The 25,399-nt window shown below is 53.5% G+C and carries 32 protein-coding genes; 27 read left to right on the top strand and 5 right to left on the bottom strand.

Translation table 11 applies throughout. The annotated features are described in order from the left end of the window. The first annotated feature begins 1 nt into the window (after position 1). The 23 genes from NIZ92_RS11525 (at position 2) to NIZ92_RS11415 (ending at position 18,763) form a co-directional block, all read left to right on the top strand. Positions 2 to 175, top strand: coding sequence for a hypothetical protein (locus NIZ92_RS11525; RefSeq protein WP_254001970.1), 174 nt, complete (start codon positions 2 to 4; stop codon positions 173 to 175). Further along, positions 159 to 668, top strand: a complete 510-nt coding sequence (locus NIZ92_RS11520) for a hypothetical protein (RefSeq protein WP_254001969.1) — start codon at positions 159 to 161, stop codon at positions 666 to 668. Before NIZ92_RS11525 ends, NIZ92_RS11520 begins: the two co-directional genes overlap by 17 nt. A 5-nt stretch (positions 669 to 673) precedes the next feature. Next, positions 674 to 1,033 carry a phage head closure protein gene (locus NIZ92_RS11515; protein ID WP_254001968.1) on the top strand — a complete coding sequence of 120 codons (360 nt, stop codon included), beginning with the start codon at positions 674 to 676 and terminating at the stop codon, positions 1,031 to 1,033. After that, entirely contained in the window at positions 1,026 to 1,565 is a 540-nt protein-coding gene (locus tag NIZ92_RS11510; protein WP_254001967.1) for an HK97 gp10 family phage protein, read from the top strand. The genes NIZ92_RS11515 and NIZ92_RS11510 overlap by 8 nt, the downstream gene beginning before the upstream one ends. Continuing rightward, a complete protein-coding gene (locus NIZ92_RS11505; RefSeq protein ID WP_254001966.1) occupies positions 1,562 to 1,927 on the top strand; it encodes a DUF3168 domain-containing protein in 366 nt (121 codons plus the stop codon). The genes NIZ92_RS11510 and NIZ92_RS11505 overlap by 4 nt, the downstream gene beginning before the upstream one ends. Positions 1,928 to 1,972: 45 nt before the next feature. Beyond that, complete coding sequence (locus NIZ92_RS11500) at positions 1,973 to 2,629, top strand: phage tail protein (RefSeq protein WP_254001965.1); 657 nt, start codon at positions 1,973 to 1,975, stop codon at positions 2,627 to 2,629. An 8-nt stretch (positions 2,630 to 2,637) separates the two neighbouring features. Continuing rightward, positions 2,638 to 2,955 (top strand): hypothetical protein, encoded by a 318-nt coding sequence (locus NIZ92_RS11495; protein ID WP_254001964.1) that lies wholly within the window; start codon positions 2,638 to 2,640, stop codon positions 2,953 to 2,955. A 20-nt stretch (positions 2,956 to 2,975) separates the two neighbouring features. After that, positions 2,976 to 3,263: a DUF1799 domain-containing protein gene (locus NIZ92_RS11490; protein WP_254003217.1), complete on the top strand. Its 288-nt coding sequence runs from the start codon at positions 2,976 to 2,978 to the stop codon at positions 3,261 to 3,263. A gap of 37 nt (positions 3,264 to 3,300) precedes the next feature. After that, the gene (locus tag NIZ92_RS11485; protein ID WP_254001963.1) at positions 3,301 to 3,681 is read left to right on the top strand and encodes an SHOCT domain-containing protein; all 381 of its coding nucleotides are present in this window, start codon (positions 3,301 to 3,303) and stop codon (positions 3,679 to 3,681) included. Positions 3,682 to 3,744: 63 nt separating this feature from the next. After that, on the top strand, positions 3,745 to 6,411 hold the full coding sequence (locus NIZ92_RS11480) for a phage tail tape measure protein (RefSeq protein ID WP_254001962.1): 2,667 nt from the start codon (positions 3,745 to 3,747) through the stop codon (positions 6,409 to 6,411). Then, on the top strand, positions 6,411 to 6,752 hold the full coding sequence (locus NIZ92_RS11475) for a phage tail protein (RefSeq protein ID WP_254001961.1): 342 nt from the start codon (positions 6,411 to 6,413) through the stop codon (positions 6,750 to 6,752). The genes NIZ92_RS11480 and NIZ92_RS11475 overlap by 1 nt, the downstream gene beginning before the upstream one ends. Before the next feature lie 151 nt (positions 6,753 to 6,903). Further along, on the top strand, positions 6,904 to 7,635 hold the full coding sequence (locus tag NIZ92_RS11470) for a phage minor tail protein L (RefSeq protein ID WP_254001960.1): 732 nt from the start codon (positions 6,904 to 6,906) through the stop codon (positions 7,633 to 7,635). Beyond that, positions 7,632 to 8,405 carry a C40 family peptidase gene (locus NIZ92_RS11465; protein ID WP_254001959.1) on the top strand — a complete coding sequence of 258 codons (774 nt, stop codon included), beginning with the start codon at positions 7,632 to 7,634 and terminating at the stop codon, positions 8,403 to 8,405. The genes NIZ92_RS11470 and NIZ92_RS11465 overlap by 4 nt, the downstream gene beginning before the upstream one ends. After that, complete coding sequence (locus NIZ92_RS11460) at positions 8,402 to 9,061, top strand: tail assembly protein (protein WP_254001958.1); 660 nt, start codon at positions 8,402 to 8,404, stop codon at positions 9,059 to 9,061. The genes NIZ92_RS11465 and NIZ92_RS11460 overlap by 4 nt, the downstream gene beginning before the upstream one ends. Further along, positions 9,061 to 13,950: a phage tail protein gene (locus tag NIZ92_RS11455; protein ID WP_254001957.1), complete on the top strand. Its 4,890-nt coding sequence runs from the start codon at positions 9,061 to 9,063 to the stop codon at positions 13,948 to 13,950. The genes NIZ92_RS11460 and NIZ92_RS11455 overlap by 1 nt, the downstream gene beginning before the upstream one ends. 342 nt (positions 13,951 to 14,292) lie before the next feature. After that, positions 14,293 to 14,928 carry a hypothetical protein gene (locus NIZ92_RS11450; protein ID WP_254001956.1) on the top strand — a complete coding sequence of 212 codons (636 nt, stop codon included), beginning with the start codon at positions 14,293 to 14,295 and terminating at the stop codon, positions 14,926 to 14,928. Between the two features lie 33 nt (positions 14,929 to 14,961). Next, positions 14,962 to 15,150 (top strand): hypothetical protein, encoded by a 189-nt coding sequence (locus NIZ92_RS11445; protein ID WP_254001955.1) that lies wholly within the window; start codon positions 14,962 to 14,964, stop codon positions 15,148 to 15,150. Next, positions 15,137 to 16,654 carry a hypothetical protein gene (locus NIZ92_RS11440; RefSeq protein ID WP_254001954.1) on the top strand — a complete coding sequence of 506 codons (1,518 nt, stop codon included), beginning with the start codon at positions 15,137 to 15,139 and terminating at the stop codon, positions 16,652 to 16,654. The genes NIZ92_RS11445 and NIZ92_RS11440 overlap by 14 nt, the downstream gene beginning before the upstream one ends. Further along, positions 16,651 to 17,052, top strand: coding sequence for a hypothetical protein (locus tag NIZ92_RS11435; protein WP_254001953.1), 402 nt, complete (start codon positions 16,651 to 16,653; stop codon positions 17,050 to 17,052). The genes NIZ92_RS11440 and NIZ92_RS11435 overlap by 4 nt, the downstream gene beginning before the upstream one ends. Next, a complete protein-coding gene (locus NIZ92_RS11430; protein WP_254001952.1) occupies positions 17,036 to 17,470 on the top strand; it encodes a hypothetical protein in 435 nt (144 codons plus the stop codon). Before NIZ92_RS11435 ends, NIZ92_RS11430 begins: the two co-directional genes overlap by 17 nt. 50 nt (positions 17,471 to 17,520) lie before the next feature. Then, positions 17,521 to 17,946, top strand: coding sequence for a hypothetical protein (locus NIZ92_RS11425; protein ID WP_200914588.1), 426 nt, complete (start codon positions 17,521 to 17,523; stop codon positions 17,944 to 17,946). After that, positions 17,943 to 18,518 (top strand): lysozyme, encoded by a 576-nt coding sequence (locus tag NIZ92_RS11420; protein ID WP_254001951.1) that lies wholly within the window; start codon positions 17,943 to 17,945, stop codon positions 18,516 to 18,518. Before NIZ92_RS11425 ends, NIZ92_RS11420 begins: the two co-directional genes overlap by 4 nt. After that, positions 18,515 to 18,763: a hypothetical protein gene (locus tag NIZ92_RS11415; RefSeq protein WP_254001950.1), complete on the top strand. Its 249-nt coding sequence runs from the start codon at positions 18,515 to 18,517 to the stop codon at positions 18,761 to 18,763. Before NIZ92_RS11420 ends, NIZ92_RS11415 begins: the two co-directional genes overlap by 4 nt. Before the next feature lie 127 nt (positions 18,764 to 18,890). Here NIZ92_RS11415 and NIZ92_RS11410 read toward each other — a convergent pair whose 3' ends face one another. The 5 genes from NIZ92_RS11410 to NIZ92_RS11390 all read right to left on the bottom strand — a co-directional run bounded on the left by NIZ92_RS11410 (position 18,891) and on the right by NIZ92_RS11390 (position 21,759). Further along, positions 18,891 to 19,370, bottom strand: coding sequence for a hypothetical protein (locus NIZ92_RS11410; RefSeq protein ID WP_254001949.1), 480 nt, complete (start codon positions 19,368 to 19,370; stop codon positions 18,891 to 18,893). A 198-nt stretch (positions 19,371 to 19,568) separates the two neighbouring features. Then, on the bottom strand, positions 19,569 to 20,024 hold the full coding sequence (locus tag NIZ92_RS11405) for a hypothetical protein (RefSeq protein WP_254001948.1): 456 nt from the start codon (positions 20,022 to 20,024) through the stop codon (positions 19,569 to 19,571). A gap of 49 nt (positions 20,025 to 20,073) precedes the next feature. Then, positions 20,074 to 20,745 carry an SOS response-associated peptidase gene (locus NIZ92_RS11400; RefSeq protein WP_254001947.1) on the bottom strand — a complete coding sequence of 224 codons (672 nt, stop codon included), beginning with the start codon at positions 20,743 to 20,745 and terminating at the stop codon, positions 20,074 to 20,076. 11 nt (positions 20,746 to 20,756) lie between these two features. Then, positions 20,757 to 21,089, bottom strand: a complete 333-nt coding sequence (locus tag NIZ92_RS11395; protein ID WP_254001946.1) for a hypothetical protein — start codon at positions 21,087 to 21,089, stop codon at positions 20,757 to 20,759. Between the two features lie 487 nt (positions 21,090 to 21,576). After that, on the bottom strand, positions 21,577 to 21,759 hold the full coding sequence (locus NIZ92_RS11390; RefSeq protein WP_254001945.1) for a YodC family protein: 183 nt from the start codon (positions 21,757 to 21,759) through the stop codon (positions 21,577 to 21,579). Positions 21,760 to 22,751: 992 nt separating this feature from the next. On the opposite strand from NIZ92_RS11390, the gene NIZ92_RS11385 reads away from it, so the two are divergent. The 4 genes from NIZ92_RS11385 to NIZ92_RS11370 all read left to right on the top strand — a co-directional run bounded on the left by NIZ92_RS11385 (position 22,752) and on the right by NIZ92_RS11370 (position 25,288). Beyond that, a complete protein-coding gene (locus tag NIZ92_RS11385; protein WP_009461560.1) occupies positions 22,752 to 22,961 on the top strand; it encodes a cold-shock protein in 210 nt (69 codons plus the stop codon). 237 nt (positions 22,962 to 23,198) lie between these two features. Then, positions 23,199 to 24,182 carry an MBL fold metallo-hydrolase gene (locus NIZ92_RS11380; protein ID WP_254001944.1) on the top strand — a complete coding sequence of 328 codons (984 nt, stop codon included), beginning with the start codon at positions 23,199 to 23,201 and terminating at the stop codon, positions 24,180 to 24,182. Between the two features lie 214 nt (positions 24,183 to 24,396). After that, positions 24,397 to 24,669: a hypothetical protein gene (locus tag NIZ92_RS11375; protein ID WP_247966716.1), complete on the top strand. Its 273-nt coding sequence runs from the start codon at positions 24,397 to 24,399 to the stop codon at positions 24,667 to 24,669. Positions 24,670 to 24,700: 31 nt separating this feature from the next. After that, the gene (locus NIZ92_RS11370; protein WP_254001943.1) at positions 24,701 to 25,288 is read left to right on the top strand and encodes a class I SAM-dependent methyltransferase; all 588 of its coding nucleotides are present in this window, start codon (positions 24,701 to 24,703) and stop codon (positions 25,286 to 25,288) included. Positions 25,289 to 25,399: the final 111 nt, after the last annotated feature.

The following is a 25,399-nucleotide window of genomic DNA, read 5'->3' as shown; positions in this document are numbered from 1 at the left end:
CATGGTTCAGGTGAAATTCTTGAAAAACTGCGGTGCCTATACCGTGGGTGATGTGGCGGGGTTTGATGCCGCTAAGGCTGAGCTGTTGGTAAAGCGCAGTATTGCGGAAAAGCATACGCCAGAGAAAGGCAAGAGCGCGGCTAACAAGCCGGGTGGCAATGCCCCGGCTAATTGAGCCGATAGGTGATGAACTGATCAGCCTTGAAGAAGCGATTGCGCAAGTCAAGGCTGATGGCGATATCGAGGAAGAAAACGCACTCTTAAAAAATGTGTTGATTCCTGGAGCCCGCGGTATAGCCGAAGAAATCACCGGCTCCATTTTACGCAAGGGCATTTACACAGAGACAATTTTCTCGGGGCAATCGCTTTCAAAGGGGAACGTAAACAGAGTTGAGTCTGTGTTGTCCGACGGTGTGCCGGTGGATTTCCAGTTTAAGACGGTGGCGAAACGCGCAATCATAGTAGTAAGTTCTGTGTCGACGGGAACACCTCTTGATGTGAGGTTTGATGCTGGATTTGACCGTGATACATGTCCTGATCAACTGAGGTCCTGGCTGTTGATGGTATTGGGTTTTTTGTACAAAGACCGTGATTTGTCATCCAAAGACCTGAAGATCCGGAGTCTGGATTTCCTGCTCTCGTCTTTTACTGTCCCAAGTGGGTTTTAAGCACTATGACTGATAACGAGGGGTTACCCGCTGGAAAACTGAACCGTCGCATCGTAATTCAGAAGCTCGGTCTAGGACAGGATGCAGGTGGCCAGCCCATTGATGGATGGGGCGAAGTGGCGAAGCCTTGGGCCTGGATTAAAGGCCAGACGGGCATGGGGGTAGGCAAGCAGATGGCGGGTGAGGGCACTGTGGCCACCTCTCTCAATGTCTACTCCTTCCGTGTACGTTACCGGCCAGCAATAACGAGTGCCATGCGCGTGCTGTATGACGGGCAGGTGTTCGACATCAAGCATGTACGCCATGACCTGGCTGGTCGGGAGTGGACTGATCTGGTTTGCGAGATGGGGGGCAACGATGGTTGAGTCTGCTATTGAGTTCGATATGGAGTCTGCGCTCAAGTCGCTGGATGCGCTCGGGGCAGCCGCAAAGGCGCATCTGCCCCGCTCAATGGCGGTGGCTGCGGGTACGGTATTCCGAGATGAGGCAAAAGCTCGGGCGCCGGTCTTTGATGGGTCTACCGCCTTAAAAGGGGGGGCGAACGTAAAGAAGCCGCCAAAGCCAGGCCTGCTTCAAGAGGCTATTTATCTTGCGTTTTCGGATAATCGCTCAAAGCCGGAGCAGGGCCATTTCGTGTACTCGGTGGCCTGGAACTCATCCAAGGCCCCACACGGTCATCTATTGGAATTCGGTCACTGGCGTTACAACGAGATCCATCCAGGTGGTTTGCCAATGAAACAGCCTCTTGAGGAGCCTGTGTGGGTCGCTGCCAAACCATTCTTACGACCTGCCTATGATGCGGTGAAGCCCTTGGCAATATCTGCGGGAATGGAGCGTGGGAAAGAGCGGGCTACGGAGCTTTTGGCAAATCCTGAACTGTTGGAGCAATTCAAGTGACCATTGATGCTGCTTTGTTTGCTCTGCTTGAATCGTTAGTGAGCAAGCGTTGCTATCCAGACATCACGCCACCAGGAGCTGATTTTCCGCTGATTGTGTATCAAACAGTGGGTGGTGAGTCCCAGGAGTTTCTTGAGCGCCGCCTACCCGACTGTGAGAACTATCGTGTTCAAGTGCATTGCTGGGCGAAAACCAGATTGCAGGTAAGTGCCCTGGCGCTACAGGTTAGGGAGCAGATTATTGAGCACGGCACAGCATTTGCAACAGCTAAAACTTTGGGGCAACGTGTTGCGCTTTACGACGAGAAGCTAAAGCTTTATGGCACTCGCCAGGACTTTGGTATCTGGATTAAAGAACGATGATTTTTCAGCCGCCTTCGGGCGGTTTTTTCATATAAGGAGCCCGCAATGGCACTGAAATTCCCTGATGGTTCGGTGGTGGGTTTTGCCACTGCATTGGCCGAGCCCATCCCGTTTACCGCTATCAGTAATGGCAGCCCTGCTGAAATTACGCATGAGGGCACACTGGCGAAAGATGCGGTTGTGGTGGTGGCATCCAGCTGGGCCGCTATCAACAATCGTGCCGCCGTCGCTGGCCTGACTGCTACCGGCAAGACGCCGCTGATCGGTATCGATACGACTGACAACGATCTGTTCCGGCCTGGCGGTGGCAAGGGCAGTGTGGCAGTGGCCAGCACATTTATCGATTTCTCCCAGCAGGGTGAGCTGTCCAGTTCTGGCGGTGAGCCGCAAACCTATACTGGCAAATGGCTGGAAGACCCGATGGGTCAGGAGTTCCAGGTGCCTATCGGTCAGTCGGCTCGTCAATATGCGCTGCAGCTGGACTATGACGCCAGCATGCCTTGGTTCGAGGCAGCAAAGGCGATCTCTCGCAAGCGCAAGCCGACTGTGATCCGTATCCAGTTGCCTGATGGCGATATCGTCTATGAATTTGGCTACGTGCACTTCAATCCAGGCCTGAATATGCAGTCGGGCAATCCCATCAAGAACGCGGTGACCTTCTATCTGATGAGCAGTGAAGGCACCTTGATTCCCGCAGCGTAAGGAAGATCATGGCTATCAGGAAAGGTAATGCGCCCAAGACAATTCCGGCCAAACTGGAGTTGACCGGGGGCGGTGAAGAAAACACGTTGTCGTTGACGTTCCACAATCGCAAGCCCAGCGACTTTGAGGCTCGGATTGCGGAGCTACGGGACTCAAAAGAGCCGTTCCTCCCCTCACTTGTCGTTTATGTGGTGAAGGAGTGGGAAACAGACTTCTCGCTGTCGATCGAGGGCGTATTGGAAATGGAAGATGAGCGCCCAGGCATTGCGAATGCGATCATCCAAGGGTTTCACCGCGTCCGGCAGGTTGAACTGCAGGGAAACTGAAGGCGGCGGTTCGGGCGTTGATGTGGCGGCGCCCGACCGCCGCTGCTCTGCGTGGTACCGGCCTCAAGCCGAGCCACTACAAGGAACCAATCGTCGAGGTCTGGCCGGAGTCTTGGCCAGCCGTTGAACTCTATATGCGATACCAAACTCAATGGCTGCAGGGGCCAGGGGGACCAAGCGGTTTGAATTACGCTATTTTGTTCGCAGATCTTGACCGCTCAGGCATTGAGGGGGAAGGCCGGGAGGACATTATGGATGGCATTCGCACGATAGAAGCGGAAGTGCTGGCAGAGATCTACAAGGAATAGCCACTGGTATCATTCCGTCATCTTTAGGGAGGATGGGATGAATGTAGCAGACGAAATATCCAAGCTGGCAGACTTAAAGGACCGAGGGGCCTTGACGGACGCGGAGTTTGAGATGGCCAAGGCGAAGGTGCTGTCAGGCAGCGACACCCGAGTAGGTGTTGATCAGCCCTCTAAGACGAGCTGGGGAAAAGTTGTTTTATTTGTTTTTTTAGGGGGGGTAGCAATTTTTTTTGCGATTGGGTTTTACGCCTCTAATACTCCAGAGGGTAAAGAGCAGGCAAAGGCTAGGGCTGCTATTGATTTATGCTGGTCAGATTACAAAACAAGCAGGTTGCCGCTGGGACCTCGTAAGCTGATAGCGGATACTTGCGACATGATGTCAAAAGAATTTAAGGAAAAGTATGGTGTAGCTCCTTAATGGAGTTATGCCTTCTGCGGCATTGCCCTGCTAACCAGCGGGGCTTTTTTATGGGCGCTCGAAATGGAAGGTCAAACAATTGCTACCGCACGGATTGATATCGTGGGTGATGCTTCGGGCGTTGAAGCAGCAACGACTCAAGCCAAGACAAGCATCGAAAAGATGTCGCAGGCGGCGCGGGTACAGTACGGTCAATTGTCTGTCGTTGAACGTCGCAGGATTGATTCGCTGCTTCGGCAGGCCGAGACTGTCGGTAAGAATGAGGCAGAGATGCTCAGGTACAACGCACAAATGCGCGTATCTGGGCCATTGCTTGATGAAATCACGAAGCGGATTGATGCAAACTCATCCGCATTTCTGCGTTTGATGGCCCTTAACCCAGCGACGATTACAGCATCGCTGGTTACTGCAATTGGTGCGGCATGGTACGAAGGAAGCCGCGAACTCAGTGAGTTCCAGACTCACCTCACAATGACTAATGGAGCCATTGGGTTGTCTGCAAGCCAGCTGTCTGAGATGGCTTATCAGATGGACAGCATGGCTAGCGTAACACGGGGGCGTGCGGTTCAAGCCCTGACGGAAGTTGCGAAAACTGGGAAAATTGCCAGTGAGCAGATTGGGCTTGTGGGGAAGGTGGCAATCCGGTCGAGTGATCTGCTTGGCCGTCAAATGTCTGATGTAATTGATGAGTTTGTGCGGCTGGCAGATGAGCCTACCAAGGCATCAGTAAAGCTCAATGAACAGTACAACTATTTGACTGCGGCGGTTTATGAACAAATCCGGGCGCTGGAGCAGCAAGGCGATAGACAGGCAGCCGCTCAGTTGGCGCAAGAGGCATACGCTAAGTCAGTGAATGAGCGTTTGAGTGAGGTGGAGGGGACGCTGGGGTTTGTTGAGCGTGCCTGGAATGCCGTGGCAATGGCTGCTCAGAACTCATGGGACATCATGAAAGGTATTGGTAGACAGACTACCAATAGTGATATTCTTCGCGCGACAGAGGCTAGTATCGAACGATACAAACAAACTTTGATTTCTCTTGGGCTTGCTGCTGACTCTACAGAGGAGAGCATTAAAAATGTTTTTCTGACCGGCGACCAAAGAAGAAGCGCTGTTTCATCGATTAGAGGAATTCAAGAAACCCTTGCAAAAGAGGCCCAGGTCAGGGCCCAGGTTGCTGGTGAAGACTTTATGGCCTACGCAAAAGGCGAGAACGCGAGGGAGCAGAAGGAGGCCATTGCGGCGATTGATCGGGTCAATAAGCTTTTGGATGCCTCAGCGCCCAAGGCTGAGAAGGCGCGTAAGGCTGTCGAAGAATACCACCGCGAGCTGGATAAGATCCGTGCAGCGAACCCTGAAAGCGATCTGTTAACGCCAGAGAACATTGCTAAAGGCGAGAAGTGGATTAAAGACAAGTTCAAGGAACCCAAAGGCCGCACGAAACCAGTGACAAATGACGCGGCCACTCGTCTTTTAATGACGCTGCGTGGCCAGGAAGCCTCCCTGAGGGCTCAGGTTGAGGGATCTGCGAAGCTGACCGATCAGCAAAAGCGGTTGGCGACCTTTGAGCAGCAAATCGCTGATATCAAGTCTAAGAAGATACTGACTGCAGATGAAAAATCGATTCTTGCTGCTGAGGATGCTTTGCGTGCCCAGCACCAGGTAAACGTCGCGGTCGAGCAAGAGGCGCTTGCTCGAAAGGAAGTGCTCAAGCTGCAGGAGCGGTCCGCGCAAGTCGTTGAGCAGATGACAACGGCGCGTGATAACCAGAATGAACAGTATCAGCGAGTGCTGGATTCATATGGTTTGGGTGATAGGGCGATGGAGCGCGTCGAGGCTCAGCGGTCCATCTATCGAGAGTTTGAACGCTATCAGCGCCAACTATCGCGTGGTGCTGATCTGGGCCTTATCGGTCAAGAACGCTACCGTGAGGAGTCGGACAAGATCCAGGCTGAATTGCAGCGCCGGTTGGCAATGGAGCAAAGCTATTACGCTGAGGTGGATAAGCTGCAGTCGAGCTGGGTACTGGGTGCTAAACAGGGCTTGGCCAACTACTCCGATGATGCCGCTAATGCCTTTAAGATGATGAACAGCCTTGGGGTGAGCACTTTTACCTCACTGGAAGACGCGGCGGTTAATTCATTTAGAGGGATTGGTACTGAGGTCTCTGATGTAGTGGATGGCATCATTGCTGATCTAATCAGAATTAATGTCCGGCAGCATATCACTGGTCCGTTGGCTGGCGCCGTAAGTGGAGCATTGGGCGGTTTGTTTGGTGGTGGCTCTGCGCCTGCAGGTGTAACGCCAGGGCTTGATTGGACATTCAATGCTAAGGGCAATGTCTATGACAGTCCGAGCTTATCTAAATTTTCAGGCGGCATTTATGACTCGCCCCAGTTCTTTGCATTTGCTAAGGGTGCAGGTGTGTTTGCTGAGGCGGGGCCAGAGGCAATTATGCCTCTCAAGCGAAGTGCCGATGGATCGCTTGGGGTAAGGGCGGAAATGCCTCGCTTGCCAGCAGCGTCCATGTCGGCAGGACAAGAGCCGAAAGTCGTTATCAATATTCACAATGAGGCTGGGGGAGTGGATACAAGTGAGGCGACGCCAGGCTTGGAGGTGTTTGCTAAGACAATGCAGGAAATTGCTAGGGCTGAGTATCGGAAGCTACAGGTTCAGTCCTATCGTCCAGGCGGACTTGCCTGGGACCAGACCGGGGGAGGCGTGCGTCGTTGATGGCACATGAGGTTTTCATATGGCAGCCCCTTGCGGACCCCGAGGGCACTAGCACCTTTAGGGTTTTATCCGCTCAGTTTGGGGACGGTTACACGCAAGAGGTGGGCGATGGGCTGAACAATGAAACTCGTGCATGGCCATTGCAGTTTTGGGGCTACGAATGGGAAATACAGCCCATTCGGGACTTCCTTAGGCGGCACCAAGGTTTCAGGCCCTTTCTATGGACACCACCCATTGAACCCGATGCCGGTCTATTTATTGCGCGGGACATAAGAATCAGGGCGATGGGCGGCAAGTCATACACGTTATCTGCGACTTTCGAGGAGCGTTTCGAGCCTTAAGTTGCATTCTGGCACTGTTTATTGGAGGTCGCATGTTTGGTGGAAATGAGAAAGGTGGCTGGGACGATATTTTTTATCCAAGGCGAACTCGCTGCTCATTGAGTAGGGGCGGACTGATACCGGCTTAGGCCGGTTTTTTAATGGGTGAACAATGATTCTTGAAGACGTTCAAAAGCTGGTTCCCGGTAATCTCGTCACGTTGTACGAGCTCGATTGCCGAGCCATCGGCGGGGATGTAGAGCGTTATCACAACCACAATGACGGAGTGGTTACTTGGCAAGGCAATCAGTATCAGCCGTGGGCAATCGAGGCGCGAGATTTTGAGCGTACTGGTGACGGCCAGCAACCTCAGCCCACATTGGTAGTGGGCAATATCGGGGAAACGTCTGATGGCGAGCCAATCACAGGTGTCGTATCGGCGCTGTGTCTGGCATTGGGGGATCTGAAGGGAGCAACGCTGATTCGTCGACGTACATTCGCCCGGTATCTGGACGAGGCGAATTTTCCGGATGGAAACCCCACGGCCAGCCCCACAGAGCATTTGCCGAATGAGCGCTGGATTATCTCTCAGAAAAGCGGCGAATCGCCAGAGGCCGTCGAGTTTGTACTTAGCTCTCCCCTAACACTTGACGGCGCTCAACTGCCAAGTCGCCAAGTGATTGCGAATGTGTGCGGATGGCTGACAAAGGCGGCACCAGAGGGAGGGTATCGCGGCGCATGGTGTGGCTACACGGGGGCAGCAATGTTCGATAAGGACGGTAACCCTGTTACGGACCCGACGAAAGACGAGTGTGGTGGTCTGCAGCGAGATTGTAAAAAACGACATGGCGAATGGCAGCCGTTGCCTTTCGGTGGGTTCCCCTCAGCAGATCGGGTGCGATGATGCGTGCTGCTATCAAACGAGCCATTGAGCGTCACGCGCTGACCGATTACCCCAGGGAGGCCTGTGGGCTAGTCATCGCGGTAGGTGATCGGCAGCAGTATGTGCCATGTCGCAACATCGCAGAGGATGGGCGTGATTTTCATCTACCGTTTGAAGACTATGACCGTGCCGAAGCCTCTGGGCAGATTCTTGCCGTGGTGCACTCGCACATCGACCGTGATGCGCGGCCTTCTGAGGCGGATCTGGTCTCTTGTGAGGAGACTGGTCTGCCCTGGCACATCGTAGCCGTTGGTCAAGATGCGGGTGAGCCTGGTCCTGTTGTCCGTGAGTGGCATTCATTTGAGCCGTCTGGCTACCAAGCTCCATTGGTAGGGCGGTCCTTTCATCATGGTAGTTTGGATTGCTATGGCCTTATCCGCGATTTTTACGCCTTTGAACTGGGCATTGAGTTGCCGGACTTTGAGCGTCCTGATGATTGGTGGAGCAAGCCTGAGTGTGGCGAACTGTACCTGGATAATTTTGAGCAGGCAGGCTTTCAACAGATCAATGGAGAACCGGAGTACGGGGATGTGATCTTGATGCAGTACCGCAGCGACCGCACGAACCACGGTGGGGTCTATTTAGGCAATGAGGCGTTAAAGACGCAGCCTGAATTGCATCCTGTGCCAGGAGCTTTGTTGCATCACGCGATGCCACGCTTATCAGAGCGTGTGTTGTATAGCGGGCACTGGCGGGACATAACGCGAATGATTGTGAGGTATCAGAAATGACAGCAGCACTACCGGCCCAGGCCGGTTTTTTTTCGTCTGAAGAGGCAGAGCGGCTGCGCACAATCCGTCTGTCTGGTTCCCTAGGGAAGCGATTTGGTCGGATTCACCGTTTTGTTTGCAATGACATTGCGGGCGCGGTCCGTGCGTTGTGCCTGATGATTCCTGGCTTTGAGCAGGCATTGCATGCCAGTACGGATAAAGGCGTGGCTTATACCTGCTGGATCGGCAAGGAGAATGTTGGCGAGGATATGCTGGGCGCTCCAGTCGGGGCCGATGCAATTCGTATAGCACCTGTAGTTTTGGGTTCTGGGCGGGGAGGTTTGTTTCAGGTAGTGCTGGGCGCAGCGTTGATCGGTGCTGCGTTCTTGACTGGTGGCGTGACGATTGCAGCCGGAGCACTCAAAGCGGGTAGTTTGCTCGGCGGCATGGTGTTTGGAATGGGAGTCTCGATGGTTTTGGGAGGGGTGTCTCAAATGCTGACGAAGCAACCCCAGGGCCTGACAAGCGTGGATTCGCCCGATAACGGAGCCAGCTACAACTTTAATGGTCCGGTAAACACAACGGCCCAGGGCAACCCTCTCGGGGTGTTGTACGGTGAAATGATTGTTGGCGCGGCCACAATCTCAGGTGATATGTATTCTGAGGACCAGCAGTAATGACAGTCGCGATTGAGCCCAAACGGGGCGGTCTACGGATTCTAGGTTCTGGTGGTGGGGGGAAAGGCGGCGGTAGCTCTCGCACCCCTGTTGAGCAGCCTGATAGCCTGCATAACACCTCTTTTGCTGCGATTCTTGATGCTGTTGGGAATGGGGAGATGTCGGGGCCGGTGCATGCTGATCAGCCTTTACGTGATATCTACCTGGATGGCACACCGATCCAGAATGCCGATGGGAGCTTGAACTTCCGAAATGTCCAAGTGGACTATCGAGTCGGCACGCAGGACCAAGAGCATATTTCTGGCTTTCCTGCAGCGGCCAATGTTGTCTCCGTTGGTTCTGAGGTGACAATCAAAACGCCGTGGACGCAGTTGATTACGAACCCTGATCTGTCGGCGCTAAGAGTAAGCCTGCATTGGCCACAGCTCTTGACGGCAGTTGAATCTGGCAAGAATGCAGGAGATCGCGTAGGCGCACGGGTGGAGTACGCGATTGACTTGGCTGTCGGTAGTGGCTCCTTTGTGAATGTGCTGACATCGGCTGTCGATGGAAAGACGATCAACGGCTACACGCGTACCCATCGAATTGACCTGCCGGTTGGGGCGCAAGGCTGGACAGTGCGGGTGCGTCGCATGACGCCCGACTCCAGCAATAGCGCTGTGCAGGATCGAATGTTGATTCAAGCCTATGCGGAAGTGATTGATGGCAAATTCCGCTACCCAATGACGGCATTGGTTGGCATCCGTGTGGACGCTGAGCAGTTTCAGGCCATTCCGACCCGCGCCTATCATTGGCGGGGCCAGGTTATACGGGTGCCGTCGAACTATGATCCCCAGTCGCGTACCTATAGCGGCGTGTGGGATGGAACCTTCAAGCGTGCCTGGTCGAACAACCCAGCTTGGGTGTTCTATGACATGCTGACAAACCGCCTGTACGGTCTAGGTGACCGGATTGATGCGTCAATGATTGATCGGTATGCGCTTTATCAGATTGGTGCGTACTGCGACCAGATGGTGTCAGATGGCCAGGGCGGCACTGAGCCACGTTTCGTCTGCAATACGTATTTGCAGTCGAGTGCTGACGCTCTGCGCGTGATCAATGATTTGGCCAGCGTGTTCCGAGGCATGACCTATTGGGCAAACGGGCAAGCGGTTGCAGTTGCCGACATGCCCGGTGACCCTATCTATACCTATCCAAATGCACGGGTAGTGAATGGACGCTTTAACTATATCGGTGCCGACCTTAGCACGCTTAAAACGGTGGCGCTGGTGTCATGGAATGACCCTACCGATTTTTATCGTGCCAAGGTGGAGGTCGTCACCGACTATGACGGTGTGCGTAAATATGGCATCCGCAAGACTGAGTTGGTGGCGTTCGGTTGTACATCGCGTGGTCAAGCGCAGCGAGTGGGGCTGTACCACTTGTATACCTCGCGGATGGAGCAGGGCGGAGTATCTTTTTCGGTCGGGCTTGATGGGGTTATCCCACAGCCTGGCAGTGTTATCAAAATTGCTGATCGAAATCGGGCAGGCCGCCGTTTGGGTGGTCTGCTTCGGTCGGCAACAAGCAGTCAGATTACGCTAGACGCTGAGCATCCGGTCAAGATTGGGGATCAGTTTACGGTCAATCTACCTTCGGGCCGCTCTCAGTCCCGCCCAGTGTCTCGTGTGAGTGGTCGGGTAGTGACGGTCACTCCTGCTTTTAGTGCTGCGCCCGTCGCTCAGGCTGCTTGGGCGGTTGAGGCTGATGACTTGTCTTTGCAATATGCCCGAGTGGTTTCTATTAAAGAGCGAGACGGCATTACGTTCGATGTGTCAGCAGTCGAACATCATCCTGGCAAGTTTGATGCAATCGACTACGGTGTACGGCTGGAGCCGTTGCCCGTGAGCGTGGTTCCACCACGCACACAAATGGCCCCGAGCAATGTGCAGATCCGAGAGCACTATGTCGTTCGGCAAGGGCAAAGCCGTCATCTGGCGGAGATCACCTGGGATTCAGTCGAAAATGCCTTGCTGTATGACGTTCAGTGGCGGCGTGACAATAGCGGCTGGGTGCAGGTGCCGCGCACTGGTGAACGCCTTGTAGAGATCCCGGATTTTTATACTGGCGAGTACAGCGTGCGTGTTCGCGCAATCAATGGCCTGGATGTACCGTCTTTGTGGGCGTACTCTGAGGTGACAGCGCTAACAGGGCAGGTATCGGCTCCGCTGCCGGTCACGCACTTGACCACGGCCTCAATCCCGTGGGGTATTCGTGTGCAGTGGGGATTCCCCACTGGACCAAATATTATCGAACGCACCGAGATTCGTTATAGCGCGACGCCGGATTTTAATGAGTCTCGCGCTGCAGGCGGCTTTGCGTACCCTACAGACTCATTTGAGCAGGTAGGGCTGGCGGTCACGACACAGCACTTTTTCTGGGCTCGTCTGATCGATAAGAATGGAACCCAAGGCCCCTGGTATCCGGCTGAGTCAGCCTCTGGCGTGCGGGGCGTTCCCAGTCAGGAGGCCAGTGAATACAACGGTCTGGTTACCGAGGAGATTGTCGCTGGCGGGATGGGGGACTTGCTGATGGGCAATATCCGCGAGATCCCGAATATCAAGGATGCTGTCGGGGACTTGACGCTTGAGCTGGGCGAGCTGAATCAACGTGTTGATGAAGTGAATGACCAGGTTGCGGAGCTGCTCAATGCGAACGAATGGAGCCCTTCCGCTGTTTATGCCAAAGGCACCGTAGTTTTTGCCGATGGCAAAATGTACCGTGCAAAGAAGGCAGTTCCAGCAGGTAAGCCGGTATCTGATGCGGCGTACTGGGAGCTGATCGGTGATTACGCGTCAATCACGGATGGTTTGGCGGCCTTGGCTATCCAGTCTCAGGAGACTATTAGCCGTGTGGAGCAGGCTGAGGGTCGGATTCAAGTCAACGCTGAGCAGATCAATACTGTTGCGGGCAAGATTGATGATCCTACGACTGGGCTTGTTGCGTTAGGCTCTGTTGTCCAGACCATGCGTACGCAAGTTGAACAACTAGAAGATGGCCTACGATCTTTATCGGACTCCACGACGGCGCTTTCCAGCAAGGTAGAAGGTCTGGAAGATGCCCAAAGCGGGCTTGCGACGGCAGTCGGTCAACTTAGTACACGGGTACAGGCAGCAGAGGGAAAGATTGAGTCCCAAGCGTCGAGTATTACGCAACTGAGTTCAAACGTGAGCACTGCCGATGCTAAGGCTGTGGCGGCACAGCAGGCAGCCGCTGCAGCCGCTGATGCGGCCGGTGCGAAAGGGGAGGTGATCTTTAGCGCTACAGCTCCGACTGCAGCCAAACGCTTGCCGCAAAACCTGTGGATTGACACCAAAAATAACGCCAATACGCCTAAACGCTGGAATGGCACGGCGTGGGTCGTTGTGACCGATAAGGCTGCTACTGATGCAGCAGCAGCGGCCGTAGCAGCAAAAGAGGCGGCTGATGCGGCACAGGTAACGGCAAATAAGAAGGCTGATGCGACAGCAGTGAACGCGTTGACGACGCGTGTTGAGCAGGCCGAGGGTAGTATTTCGAGTCAGAGTCAGAGCATTACGCAGCTAGGGGCTGAGCTAGGCGGATTGACGTCCCCTGCAGGCAATCTGCTTCTGGATTCAAACGTAGAGCTGGTACGCGAGCCAGGCATTTATTTGTTTGGTCGGTACTACTTGGTGGATAGCTTTGAGTCTGGGCAGAACTACACCCTCGTCGTTAATTACACGCATAAGCCAGCGGCCGGTGACACGACTGCGCATATTGCTGTTTGGGCGGCAGGTGGCAGCAACAAAGTGGGTGAGCTCGACAAGAATGTGGTCAAGCGCACCCAAGTTTTGAAGTTCACCAAGAATACTAATCTGGGGGCCCCTAAGGAGCTACGGTTTTACTACGGCCCAAACCCTGGCACTCACGCAGGGGAGGCTACAATTCACTGGGCCACGCTCTACAAGGGGACGGTAGTCCCTGCAATGGAATGGCAACCGAGCCTAAAGGATCTGCAGGCACAAACTCAGGCCAACGCCAGCGCGGTTGGGGGACTTTCAACGAAGGTGACTCAGCAGGGCGATGCGATCACTTCTCAAGGTGAGAGTCTGACGGTACTGCAGAATGAGGTTCGTGATCCTGCTACGGGTTTGGCTGCTACTGCCGGTGCATTAAACGAGACAAAGTCGCGCGTGACAGATGTGGAAGGCAAGCAGGAGGCGATGGCCAGTAATCAGATGATTCTGGCTGCCGATCTTAAGCGCCAAAGGCCCAATGAGGACGCTGAACTGGAGCGTGTACTGAATCAGTGGCAGACCCACGCCACACTGTCCGAGTTCAAGCGTGTGCAGGCTGATGAAACCCGTGCCTTGGCTGAATCGATCAGTACGCTGGAGGCCGGTATTGGTGAAGGTTCTGCTGCTGTTGAACAAGTGATGCGTTCGCTTGTGGAACTTGATGGAAAAATCGCAGCGGCCTGGGGAGTGAAGCTGCAGGCTAATCAGAACGGTGTGCAGTATGTTTCGGGAGTGGGGCTTGATCTGACGAACGAGTCGGGGGTGATGCAATCGACATTCGCAGTGCTTGCTGATCGTTTTGCTGTCATGCACGCAACGAACGGCAGCCCAGTGACTGTGTTCTCGGTGCAGGGCGGGGCCAGCATTCTGAATACGGCGCTCATTGGAGATGCAACCATTGGATTCGCCAAAATCATGAATGATATTCAGTCAGTCAACTTCGTTCCCAATGCTTCAGGCTGGCGTTTAGATAAGGGAGGGACATTTCAATTGAATGGCAGTTCTGCTCAGGGCCGCACCGAAATACGTCCCAATTTTATCGGTGGCTGGTATGCCAATGGCAACGTCAGTTTCCGTATCGGGGAGTGGTAGTCATGTACGGGTATGACTTCTGCTTGCCTGATGGCAAGGTGGTGTTCTCTAGCTCCGACAACCTGTTCAGGCTAGTTCATATTGCGAACAATCAGCCTAGGGTGGGTTCACTGACAATAGCGGGGTTAGCCGGACAAGGGGAGGTGGTCGTGATTTCCTATGGGACCGGGTGGCGTGGCAGCTATTCGAGTAAAGGAGGAATCCAGTTTATGAGAGATTTCTACCACGTTTCTGGAAACACGCTGTCGTGGAGTGTTCCCTTAACAACTCAGGTAGGGGGGGTACATCCACCGCTAGACAATATTGACCTTAATTCGATGTTCATTTTTGTTAGGTAAGGGTATGGGCTACGGCTTTCAGTTTTGGAGACCAACAGGCGAAATTTTGTTTGATACGAACTGGTCGACCCTTGGGCTTACTGGAAAATACAGCGCAGATGATCCGCTTGCTTCAAGAGATCCTGCTCTCTCGCTAGCGAATTACAACCGATTAGACGCATATCGTGTGCACCCAGATGGGAGCGCAACGGTCTATGTTTACGAGTCGGTCTCCGGTAAACCAGTCTTAACTAACAGAGGGTTTCAGTTCTGGAGGCCGGACGGCACTTTAATTGCATCCAGTGATTATCCACCAATGAAGGTTGTCGATTTCAAACGTATCACCGAAGACAATGCCAGCTCACAAACAGTACTCGTTCCGCCTGGTAGGGCGTATGCAATTATCTATATCGGCGCTACTTCATCGGGCTATGCGTTTGATATACAGAAGCATGGTGCCGGGCCGCCAACCTGGGAGGAATGGTGGTCATATCGTTGGCGAAATCTAGCAATACGGCCCTCTTGGAATCAGGGGAGCATTTCCTTTTCTGTCCAACAGTGGAATGACCCTGGTATCCATGAAAGCGATACCGGCACTATTCAGCCTGTTGATCAGTATCTTAGGTATGACTGCATGGTCATCGATGTAACAGGAGCTTAGCCGCCTTTGGGCGGCTTTTTTTATGGGTGTTCAATGAGTATTCATCAATCCATTGCGCAGGTTTTTGAGAACAATATGGGTAATCGAATCACGCCGGAGCTGGCAAGCGGCATGATTCGGAGTCTGGTTGATATTTTGGCGGCTGGTGTCAGTCAGCCAGAGGGGTCTGCCCAGGCTGCTGAACCACAAGCTCCGCAGGAGGTAGGCCATGGCGTGGTATGACGCGGGTACTGTGAAAGTCACTCTCAATAGTGCAACAGTCACAGGAACCGGAACGCAGTGGTTGGCAGGTGCCAGGCAGGGTGAGGCTTTTGTCGCGCCAGACGGGCGCTTGTATGAGGTGCTGAATGTTGCATCTGATACTTCCCTGACGCTGACCAAACCTTATATCGGCGCCACAGCCACAGGCCAGAAGTATGCTCTGGCTCCGATGCAGGGCTATGTGAAAGAGCTGGCTGACCGCGCCGCTGAGTTGCTTCCTGTTTTGTCTGAGATCGGAACTGCAGCAAAGGGTACCGTCACTACAGAAACGACCGATGCCACAGTGGGCAGAGTGGCTCGTATTGGTGACTGGGGGCTGGGGGCCAATGCTGGTGTTGCTGCAGATGTAGTAGTTCTCAATAACTCCGCTAACGGCTTTTACCGATCGGGTACTGGCGCAACAGCAGGGAAACCAGTTAACAATTCGGGCGACGGGTATATCAAGTTTGGGTGGTCAGGTGCTTATGGAACTTACCTTTATGGCTCACCGACCGCGGATAAATTGTGGTATCAGCATCTTAATAACGGTGAGGCCAAGGGTTGGAAAGAGCTGATGACGGTAGGGCAGTATGGTATAGGCCTATCCGGCGCCAGTTCCTCGGTAGGTTCTGCCGACGCATTCCCTGGGGCTAATTTAGACACAGCCAATGTTGGGGCTGGCCTTTACTATGCCCCACCTGGTTGGGCTGATAGCTTGCCAGATTCCGTATTAAAGCAAGGGGTGGTTTTCCACCGGCAAAGCGGAACTGGCGGCGGGCAGGTTTTCGTTTCTTTTAACGGAGACTTGGTTGTGCGTGGCCGACGTTCCGGTGGGTATAACGCTTGGCGAGAAATGATGCGGGTTGGGCAGTTCGGCCTTGGTGGCACGACAGCGGCCCCCGGTTCTTGGGAGTCCCAACCTACGGGATGGTACTACCGTCCGGGGGCAAAACCAACGTGGGGCGGCGGTGCCTTTTTCTTAGACCTAGCCTACAACTCCACAATTACGGGGTCCGGCTTGCGAATCTCCACAGACCCCTACACCGATAACTTCTATATGAATGGGGCGGTATCTGGTCAAAAGACGTTCCGGGATGCCTGCAAACTTGTCCATGACAAGAATATTGTTGGCACTATCGCTGACGGTTCGGTTATTGAGTCGGGTTTTAACTCTAACGGTAAGTGGGCCAAGTATGCAGATGGAACTCTTATCTGCTGGTCGCCCAAAATGGCTGCCAACTTTGTGAGTGGCACATCGGGAAGTTTATACGTAAGTGCCAGCAACGCTTGGACTCTTCCTATGGCGTTCATAAATGCGGACAATTATGTACTCCACGTTGAGGCTCAGACTAGCGTACACCCGATTTGGGGTATGGCAGGCGAGACAAAGACAGCATCCGTATGCCAATGGAAGTTGGCGGCTAGTATTGAGTGGAAAGTTGGATTGATCGCTTATGCGGTTGCTATTGGAAGGTGGAAAGCATGATGAAAATTATTTTGAGCCCGCAAGTTCGGAGCGGGGATCTGGAAGTGCTACGTCTTGAGCGCCAAGGTTCGGTGTTGGTCTTGAATGGTGAGCCCCTTGAGCTGTCATTTATGGGGCCTGGGGACCATTTGCCAGCGGGCGCGATCGATCACCCATTGTTGCTTGGCGCAGAGATCAAATGCACAGCAGAAGGTCTGGAAATTGATGGTCTGCTGTTCCATATTGACGCACAGCAGACGGACCCGGCGGCGTGTTTCCCAGATCCAGTGATCATCACCCATGATGGTGTTGTGGCTCTGCCCGCACAGACGCCGCCACCTCCACCGCCTGTCCCGGAGCCAGAGCTTGAATCCATTGAAACCTCTACTGTGGAGCCAGAAGATGAACATCAGGATTGATGCCGGCAAGCTGCGTACTGCAGCGTCACAGCTGCAAGAGCATAAGGACGCCAAGATTGCCTCACTGTCTGCTGACTGCAGATCCGCAATTACAGCGGGGTTCGAGTCAAGCGCCCTGGGAGAGCCCCATTTATACCCAAGCAAGGAGACGGACCAATTAAACCTGGCTGGCAGTGTGGCTGACTCCCTGTTGCCGAGCGAAGACGCCGGTTGGTCAACGCCATTTTGGTGTGCTGACATCCATGGTGTTTGGACTATGCGGCCACACTCAGCCACCCAGATACAGCAGGTGGGCCGCGAAGCAAAGGCCAAGATTCTCGCACTGATGCAGCACAATGCGGCCTTGGCTGAGCAGGTCCGGTTAGCAACAGACAAGCCGAGTGTCGATCAGATTATTTGGGAATATCCAGCCGCCTAAGCGGCTTTTTTTACGTCTGCTGCTTTTGCAGCGCTTCACGGGAGACAGCCATGCCGACCGTATTACACAAGGGGAAGGACTTGGAACCGACAAGCACGGGGACATCGGCGGCTGGTCTGGCCGTCTGGAAGGCGATGGGAGGGATAGCAGGGATGGGAGCCATCGGTGCGGGCTTGGCTACGCTGGTGGTGATGTGTATTTTGCGGCCGCGCACGCAGTCTGAATGGATCGTGGGCGTGATCAGCACGGTGGTGGCCTCGATCTCGGGCGGTGCCGCAGTGATTCAGCAGTATGAGCTGCATCACTGGGCAAATAACCCGGTGGGTTTGGTGGCCATGCTTGGCTTGGCGTTCGCGTGTGGGCTGCCAGGCTGGGCAGTGGTGCGTTGGGCTTTTAACTTTTTCGACAAGCGGCGTAAAGCCGATATCGCCGAGGTAATTGGCGAAATTCAAGATCTGGCAAGGGGAAGTAAGTGAACAAGCTGATCGAATTTATCACGGGCCTTCTGGCCCTTTTTTTTCGCCCACAGAAAGCAGAGCAGGCCACGCAGGAGTCGCAGAAGGCTGCGCCAAGCGGTATGTCTTCTGACGGCCTGGCCATACTGCAGTACTTCGAGAGCTGCCGGTTAGAGGCATATTGGGACGCCGACGGCAAGGTATGGACTATCGGCTGGGGTGATACGGGGCCGGACGTAGTGAAAGGCTTACGCATCACCCAGGCCGAGGCCGACGAGCGGCTGCAGCGCCGGCTGACGCGTGAGTTCGTGCCAGGTGTCCTAGCCGCTCTGACTCGCCCGGCGACCCAGGCCCAGCTCGATGCCATGGTGGACCTTGCATACAACATCGGAGTCTCGGCGTTTCAAGGTTCGACGCTTGTACGCCTGTTCAATGCAGGAGATGCGGCCGGCGCTGCTGAGCAGTTTCCGCGCTGGAACAAGTCAGGAGGCAAGGTGCTGTTGGGTCTGCGCCGGCGTCGCGCTGCAGATCGTGCTCGTTTCTTGGGCGCATCCGGGGCGGAGGCAATCAAGATAGGGGCGGTTATCCAATGATCGAACTCATTATTGGCCAGGCCTGGCCCTACGTGTTGGGTTTGCTGGCCCTTGTGGCCGGTTGGCTCTCGGCCAAGCGAGCAGGGCGGCAGGAAGGGCGCCGTGAGGCTGAACAGAAACAACATGAGGCGGATCTGTCCGCCGTGGAGGTATCAAGAGATGCAGCTGAAACGATTGAGCGCCTGGATGATGATGCTTTGCGTGACCGCGCTCGTAAGCGGATGCGCGACACAGCTGGGCGGTAGCTACTGCGCCGCCGCCCAACGTCCATTCCAGTGGCGCTCTGATACTGAGATTGACGCCACGCCGATCAGAGTGTTGCGCTATGTGGAAACGGAGGCGGAGACTTGGGGGCGGCTTTGCAAAAAGCTTTTACCGTGACCTTGTGCCATAAATTTTGGCCTTCTCATCATCGCTTAACGCATGATACCAGCGGCGAGCCTTGAATTTATAAGCCTCCCAGGCCATTTCAGTGTTTAGAAGTCTCTGCCTCCATTGAGCACGCTCCACACGCTGCGCCGAAAGAATAGCCGCTCGTTTTTCTGGGTCTGCGTTCACCTTGGCACGCCATTCTCTTACTCGTTCATTAGAGTAGGCCCGGAAAATTGCTGCGTACTCGGGATCAGATGCGAGGCGCTGCTTTATCCGCCGCACGTAGTCTTCTCTTACGCTTTGCCAATGCGCAGTATGCTTAACTTTTTGATAGCGCTCTTTTTCCCTGGCGGCTGCACGTAACTTACGGCATTTCTCCGAGCATGTTTTCGGCGGGTGACCGTGGCCGCGCCTGCTTCTTGGGATTTCTTTGCTACACCACAAACAAAAAATGGGGGCGATTGAGTCGTTAAGAACCATCGCCGCAGAACCGATGAATTAGTGCGATTGCCCGCTTTGCGCTGCTTGCTTGTCGGGTGACGTTTGGTCTGGGAATTCCTGCTTTTTCAGCGGCGTGAGCATGGGTCGAGCCTTCGACTAGCACCAGCCGCAATGCTTCGCGGCTGGGCGATTGCCGCAGTCTCATTAGCTCAGCCAGTGCGTCAAATTGCTCGTTCGTCATACCCGCACCAAGTCGTTTTCTTGGCCTAGCATGTCGATCATGTAGGCAGCACCCTGCTCATCTTCAACTTGAACGCCACGAAAGCCCAAGATTTTGGCGGCGCGAGCGGTGAACAACTGTACGTCCCAGCTCAGGTCTGCAGCATCCTCGGGCTCCATAATGTCCAGATCGAATACAGACTTGGATTCTTCAATCAGCGCCTCTGCATCATCCTCATCGATACCGAGGTGGCCTGCCAACTCAGCAACTAAGGCATTCAATTCGGCAGCATTTTCGTGATAGAAAAGTTGGCCAGCCTCAATAATCTGACTGTCGTCCAGGTCAATGCGGTAGGTAATGTGCTCGCCTGCAGTCATTACATATTCACTTTCGGAGAAGAATAGGAATTCACCGAATCGACCAAGAGTGGTGATTTCGTTGATTTCGATGGGGCTTGTGTGAAAGAGTTCCATGCCGTTCTCCGATAACATGGCTGTATTATGTACCGTTTAAGTGGTACTGTCAATAGCTGCTTGGGTGGTCTGTGTTTGGGGCTTGGTATTTCACATTGCTCATCTGCCGCGTAACTGGGTGCCACTGGAATGCAGATTCTGGCCGCGCAGTGCTCAACAGTTCTAGTGCTGACTCGACGCTTGTGTCTGGCGAAGTCCACTCTCTTGCGGCTTCGGGTGCCAGGACTACTGGCCTGCGGTCGTGAATATCCACCATGCCGCCCGCACTGGCATCTGTCACGATGGCAAAGCCGTGTTCAACGTCATCTTCCTTGCCAGGCTGCCAAGCCGTAATTGCGGCCATATAGATCGGCTCACTGTCCTTAGCATGAATAAACCAAGGCTGTTTATCGCCAGTTTCGCCCGTCCACTCAAACCAGCCGTCTGCCGGCACAAGCACACGTTTGCCGAGTAGGCTTCGCCACATCGGTGATTTTTTCAAGATTGTGTCCAGCCGGGCATTGATCACGGGCGAGCGTTTATACCATTCTGGTTTGTAGCCCCAGAACAGCCTATCTATCTGATCGCTGCCATCACCGAGCTGGTGCATGATCAGAGGGCGTGTGCCTGGTGGTACGTTGTACTTTAGCCCATCTGCTAGCTTTCCCAGGTCGTGTGGGTTCCAGTTCATAGACTCAATATAGTCAACTGGTTCGCGGGCTTGTCTGATTCGTCCACACATGCATTTCTCCATCAAGGTTTGGTTGCTGGATCTTGCTTGTAGCGCTTGAGGTAGTATGCCATGTCCCCATCTCGCCCTTGGCTGCGGTGAGGGAAGTTGAGCCGGTCTCGATGTTCTGAGGCACGCATATACCCCTGGACTGAGTTCTCCATTTTGAGTGCCTCAAAGAGTGGGTTCAGTCGGTGCATGTTCTCACCCAGCCCATTTAAAGGCATGGTTCCCAGGATGGAATAGGTAAGTACAGCCAACTCGCGCAGGCGTTTCACCTCGCGCAACAGGTTCATCACGTCCTGATTGCGCCGATTGCCTTCTTGGATGGCTTTCAGTTCGCGGTAGGTAAGCATATAAATTGCTGTATAAAAAAACAGTAATTTAGCACTTAACCGCTTGACAGGTGTTACAGGCCATGCAGCGAGAGGAGGCCTGACTAGCTACAGTCTGATGGTGGAACGCTCACAAAAAACCGCCCTAAGGCGGTTGTTTTTTAGTCGGGCTGCTGCGCCAACCGTAAGGCTGAGATGGGGAGTGTGACGAACTGGTACTCGCCGTCTGCAAACCAGGAAACACCAGCTTTATTATCTGAATTTATAATTTCAACTGTCAGTTTTGGGCTCCCGCTTCTCAAAATGACAATACTTCCGGGGACAATCTTTTCTGTCATAGCGCTCTACCAATAAGATGAAGGTTAATGTCATAAGGTTATAAGTCGAAGGCATAATATATTCATTGTCATAGGTCAAATAAAATTAAAAACGACCATAAATACTGTTTGTTTGCCTGCTGACTTATCTCAAACGCTAAATGCAGAAAACCGCCCAGAGGGCGGTCTACTTAGGGATTCGCTAGCTCTACCGTCATAAGAGCGACTGCGGGGATTGACTGAGTCCTGGCTTCATCGTTGGGCACGAACCACATGCACTCTACCTTGCTGCCATCGGGCCTCTTGTCGATAACTGTCATTTCAGGGCCACCGCTTTTCAGTTGAACCACATCGCCAACCTGGAACGTACTCATGAATCCTCCATAGGTAAATAGAGGCCACAGTATGCCAATGGGCTGTTAAATTATCCAGAAGATTATTTCGATCGAAATATAATCCCTTGTGCCGATGTGAGCTAGATCGGCTTTTTCTAAGACCTTGGATCACAAAGATAATAATGGAGACTGGTATGCATTTTGAGATTAACGCTGGCCATTTGACCCCTACGTATGTGTCCCTTGTAGCGAGCACCAACGAGGCTTGTATCCCCAGCGCAAAGTCGCCAGGGGTGATGATTTACCAAAACATCGCACCACATCATGCAGAGAGCCTACTGAAGTTGCTGGAAGAAAAGGGGATTCCGTACAAGGTTTCGACGGATGGCACTTGGCAGCGCTGCAACGGAGCAAGCTGGGAGAGCTGATTGAGTTAACATAGGATTGCTGCGTATAGCGCCACTCAGTCCGACAATCTATTTAATTATTTGGCGTCGTTCCATAGCCACAATCTGCAGGTCAGTATGATATGGATGGTGTAAAGGTTGATGGTATGTGTAAGTGGTTGATATATAAATACTATCTAATCCCTTACAAGGCGTAGGTCGGGGGTTCGAACCCCTCAGCACCCACCATTTCTTTTGCTAGTCGAATCAAGCACTTAGGTAAAACTAAGTGCTTTTTTTGTGCCTGTTTGGTTTGTGTTTCAGGTCAATCCATACTAACGCTGCTCTATCAGGTTCGGGCCTTTGTGCTGCGATATAAGCATACTGAAACCATGTAAGCATTGGTAAGCCGCTTGTCGGAACGGCGTAGCCACGTAATCCCTGCTCATGAGGCGCTGCAAGCGTCCATCAGGTAAGGCAGGCGAACCAGCGTGGAACTTGGCGTGTTGACCTTAAGGTGCAGAGGCGGTTGCTGCATGAATGTCATTGAGCAGCAGCTTAGTTTGTAACGGTGCTATCTATATATGCGGATAGCGTCCATAGTGTGTCCAGGGACATTTTTCCCCTGATTAATTAGGACATACATTGAAAACAGAAATTGGTATTGTGAAGTGGTTCAATAACGAAAAAGGCTTCGGCTTCATCATGCCGGAGAGTGGCGGTAAAGACCTCTTCGCGCACCACAGTGAAATTCAGGGTTCTGGGTTTAAATCTCTGGAGGAGAACCAACGCGTTTCCTTCGTTGCTGGCGTTGGTCAAAAAGGCCCTTGCGCTACCCAGATCCAAATCGTTTGACCCCCTGCTTGCCTGTATAGGCAAGTGTAGCGTCGGTCGATAAAGCCGAACCCTTTGAAATATTGGGTTCGGCTTTTTCTTTTATGTATCCCCTCCAGGTGGACATATTGTGCTTCTGTCCACTGCTCGCATGTGTTCTACGAAGGTGCCCTAGGGAAATACCTAGCTGCATAGGAAATTGCATGTAATAACATATGATTGCCTAAGTGGTTTAGGCTTCAATAATAAGGAGGGGAAATGAGAATGCTGATAAAGACGCTGTGCGTCGGTCTTTTGCTGGGGGCCGCGTCGGTAAGTCAGGCTGGCAGTATGAAGGTGACTCTATTGGGGACGGGTACGCCTGCGCCCTATGCAGATCGAGCAGGTCCGGCAACGTTGGTGCAGGCGGGCGAAGAAACCCTATTGTTTGATACGGGTCGCGGGGTGGCGACGCGGCTGTTTCAGAAAGGCGTTGCGCCCAATTCCATAACTGCGCATTTCTTCACGCACTTGCATTCGGATCACACCGTAGGTTTGCCGGACTTATGGCTGACGGGCTGGTTTGGCCGACCCTGGCCAGGCCGGACATTGCCTTTGCAGATCTATGGCCCCAAGGGAAGCAAGACCATGACGGATTACCTGCCCAAAGCCTATGACGAGGATATTCGTATCCGTGTGGAGGATCAGGGTCTGCCGGTGGAGGGTGTGACCTTTGTGACCCAGGAGTTTGAAAAGGGCGGGGTGGTCTACAGCAAGAATGGGGTGACCGTGACGGCGGTGGAGGTTGATCACGGTGGTGAACTAATTCCCGCTTTCGGCTTTATTGTGGAGTACGACGACAAGAAGGTAGCGATCTCCGGGGATGCGATGTATGACAAGCGCTTGCTTGCTGCTGCCGCCAATGCAGATGTGTTTGTGCATTCCGTGGCCTTGATTGATCCAGCCTTTTTGAAAGTCCGTCCCATCTTGAATGAAACGCTCAAGCATTTTGCGACGCCGGAGCAGGTTGGGCAGGTCTTTTCAGAGAGCAAGCCAAGGCTGGGAGTCTATACGCACATCGTGTTTTATTCGCCTGAGGGTGGTGCCAATATTCCCGAGCAAGTCTTGCTGGAGCGTACACGTACTACCTATCAAGGTCCGGTTGTGGCTGGTCGTGACTTGATGGACTTTACGGTTGAAGATAAGGCGGTCCTTGTCTATGACGAGGAGGGCAAGGAACTGATGCAGGTGCCACGCCGATGATCTTGATTCGAGCGTTCCGCGTGAGAAGCTGAAATACGGGGAGTGGCGACACAGGCTTATTCCTGCAATTTGTCATGCCTCTCCCGTTTGAACTGCTGCCAGGCAAAGGCAAAGCACAGGCAAGGCAGCGATAATAGCAACAGCGGCCCCGTCTTGAGCGTAGTGGCTATTCAGGTAACACTACACCTTGTCGATATGCGGTCCTCGGGTCTTCATGAGCAAACTACTCTCTTGCCTGTCTCCTCTTGCCACCTTGATTCTGGCATGGCTGGCCTTTATGTTTCTTTTGTTTTTCCCGCCGCTATGGATCTTGTGGCCTGTGCTGGTCGTGTGCCTGGGTTGGATCAATTACAGAGGGATACGTTACGCATTGGGCAATAGTGACAAGTCCAAGCCCTGGCACCTTTGGTTCAATGTAGGCGAGTGCCTGTTGGCGGCGATTGTCCTGACTTTACTGGTCCGTGAACTTGACGTCCCAGCGACCTGATTTTTCCCCTTGTTGTACGAGAAACGTGTTTATGTATTCGGACCCTTGGCTTGATCGCTGGTTACCCTTGATCGCTCAACGTGAAATTTCTTCGCCGGTACTAGAGATAGGCTGTGGTTTTGGTGACGATACGTTGACCTTGACCCAGGCAGGATTGAAGGTGATGGCTTTTGACCTCTCACCCGAATGTGTGGCAATCGCGCAGCAGCGCGCTCCCGAGGCTTTGATTGAGTGCAGGGATACGCGAGGTCCCTGGCCGGAGGCGGCGAATAATCTTGAGCTGGTCCTGGCCAGCTTGTCCCTGCATTATTTTCCATGGGATGAAACCCAGGTCATTGTGCGCAGAATCTGGAATAGCTTGCGGCCTGGTGCTTTGTTTTTATGTCGTCTGAACTCCACTGAGGATGTGAATTTCGGTGCCGGGCAGGGCGAGCTGATTGAAGCCAACTTCTATCGCGACCAAGGCAATTGCAAGCGTTTCTTTGATCAGGCCAGCGTAGAGCAGTTATTTGGGGCCGAATGGCGCCGGATTTCTGTCCAGCACATGACATCGCACAAATATATAAAGCAAAAAGCGATGTGGGAGCTGGTGTTGGAAAAAGGGCAGTTGCCAAGCTGATTCCCGTACTCTGAGCATTCTGGATCTGGCAGCCGTTTCGGTCCCCTCCATCTCCCCGCTATATCTAACCAAAGAATCGGTATTTAGCCGGGTGTAACACCCTTGCTAGAC

The sequence above is a fragment of the Alcaligenes sp. 1735tsa3 genome (genome assembly GCF_024134565.1).
Taxonomy (GTDB): domain Bacteria; phylum Pseudomonadota; class Gammaproteobacteria; order Burkholderiales; family Burkholderiaceae_B; genus Alcaligenes; species Alcaligenes phenolicus.
This window is presented reverse-complemented; position numbering and strand designations above follow the sequence as displayed.

What these genes read in the sequence shown, in the direction of transcription:
- NIZ92_RS11525 (WP_254001970.1), top strand. Translation starts at nt 2, where the DNA reads ATGGTTCAGGTGAAATTCTTGAAAAACTGCGGTGCCTATACCGTGGGT.
- NIZ92_RS11520 (WP_254001969.1), top strand. Translation starts at nt 159, where the DNA reads ATGCCCCGGCTAATTGAGCCGATAGGTGATGAACTGATCAGCCTTGAA.
- NIZ92_RS11515 (WP_254001968.1), top strand. Translation starts at nt 674, where the DNA reads ATGACTGATAACGAGGGGTTACCCGCTGGAAAACTGAACCGTCGCATC.
- NIZ92_RS11510 (WP_254001967.1), top strand. Translation starts at nt 1,026, where the DNA reads ATGGTTGAGTCTGCTATTGAGTTCGATATGGAGTCTGCGCTCAAGTCG.
- NIZ92_RS11500 (WP_254001965.1), top strand. Translation starts at nt 1,973, where the DNA reads ATGGCACTGAAATTCCCTGATGGTTCGGTGGTGGGTTTTGCCACTGCA.
- NIZ92_RS11495 (WP_254001964.1), top strand. Translation starts at nt 2,638, where the DNA reads ATGGCTATCAGGAAAGGTAATGCGCCCAAGACAATTCCGGCCAAACTG.
- NIZ92_RS11490 (WP_254003217.1), top strand. Translation starts at nt 2,976, where the DNA reads ATGTGGCGGCGCCCGACCGCCGCTGCTCTGCGTGGTACCGGCCTCAAG.
- NIZ92_RS11485 (WP_254001963.1), top strand. Translation starts at nt 3,301, where the DNA reads ATGAATGTAGCAGACGAAATATCCAAGCTGGCAGACTTAAAGGACCGA.
- NIZ92_RS11480 (WP_254001962.1), top strand. Translation starts at nt 3,745, where the DNA reads ATGGAAGGTCAAACAATTGCTACCGCACGGATTGATATCGTGGGTGAT.
- NIZ92_RS11475 (WP_254001961.1), top strand. Translation starts at nt 6,411, where the DNA reads ATGGCACATGAGGTTTTCATATGGCAGCCCCTTGCGGACCCCGAGGGC.
- NIZ92_RS11470 (WP_254001960.1), top strand. Translation starts at nt 6,904, where the DNA reads ATGATTCTTGAAGACGTTCAAAAGCTGGTTCCCGGTAATCTCGTCACG.
- NIZ92_RS11465 (WP_254001959.1), top strand. Translation starts at nt 7,632, where the DNA reads ATGATGCGTGCTGCTATCAAACGAGCCATTGAGCGTCACGCGCTGACC.
- NIZ92_RS11460 (WP_254001958.1), top strand. Translation starts at nt 8,402, where the DNA reads ATGACAGCAGCACTACCGGCCCAGGCCGGTTTTTTTTCGTCTGAAGAG.
- NIZ92_RS11455 (WP_254001957.1), top strand. Translation starts at nt 9,061, where the DNA reads ATGACAGTCGCGATTGAGCCCAAACGGGGCGGTCTACGGATTCTAGGT.
- NIZ92_RS11450 (WP_254001956.1), top strand. Translation starts at nt 14,293, where the DNA reads ATGGGCTACGGCTTTCAGTTTTGGAGACCAACAGGCGAAATTTTGTTT.
- NIZ92_RS11445 (WP_254001955.1), top strand. Translation starts at nt 14,962, where the DNA reads ATGAGTATTCATCAATCCATTGCGCAGGTTTTTGAGAACAATATGGGT.
- NIZ92_RS11440 (WP_254001954.1), top strand. Translation starts at nt 15,137, where the DNA reads ATGGCGTGGTATGACGCGGGTACTGTGAAAGTCACTCTCAATAGTGCA.
- NIZ92_RS11435 (WP_254001953.1), top strand. Translation starts at nt 16,651, where the DNA reads ATGATGAAAATTATTTTGAGCCCGCAAGTTCGGAGCGGGGATCTGGAA.
- NIZ92_RS11430 (WP_254001952.1), top strand. Translation starts at nt 17,036, where the DNA reads ATGAACATCAGGATTGATGCCGGCAAGCTGCGTACTGCAGCGTCACAG.
- NIZ92_RS11425 (WP_200914588.1), top strand. Translation starts at nt 17,521, where the DNA reads ATGCCGACCGTATTACACAAGGGGAAGGACTTGGAACCGACAAGCACG.
- NIZ92_RS11415 (WP_254001950.1), top strand. Translation starts at nt 18,515, where the DNA reads ATGATCGAACTCATTATTGGCCAGGCCTGGCCCTACGTGTTGGGTTTG.
- NIZ92_RS11410 (WP_254001949.1), bottom strand. Translation starts at nt 19,370, where the DNA reads ATGGTTCTTAACGACTCAATCGCCCCCATTTTTTGTTTGTGGTGTAGC.
- NIZ92_RS11405 (WP_254001948.1), bottom strand. Translation starts at nt 20,024, where the DNA reads ATGGAACTCTTTCACACAAGCCCCATCGAAATCAACGAAATCACCACT.
- NIZ92_RS11400 (WP_254001947.1), bottom strand. Translation starts at nt 20,745, where the DNA reads ATGTGTGGACGAATCAGACAAGCCCGCGAACCAGTTGACTATATTGAG.
- NIZ92_RS11395 (WP_254001946.1), bottom strand. Translation starts at nt 21,089, where the DNA reads ATGCTTACCTACCGCGAACTGAAAGCCATCCAAGAAGGCAATCGGCGC.
- NIZ92_RS11390 (WP_254001945.1), bottom strand. Translation starts at nt 21,759, where the DNA reads ATGAGTACGTTCCAGGTTGGCGATGTGGTTCAACTGAAAAGCGGTGGC.
- NIZ92_RS11380 (WP_254001944.1), top strand. Translation starts at nt 23,199, where the DNA reads ATGAGAATGCTGATAAAGACGCTGTGCGTCGGTCTTTTGCTGGGGGCC.
- NIZ92_RS11375 (WP_247966716.1), top strand. Translation starts at nt 24,397, where the DNA reads ATGAGCAAACTACTCTCTTGCCTGTCTCCTCTTGCCACCTTGATTCTG.
- NIZ92_RS11370 (WP_254001943.1), top strand. Translation starts at nt 24,701, where the DNA reads ATGTATTCGGACCCTTGGCTTGATCGCTGGTTACCCTTGATCGCTCAA.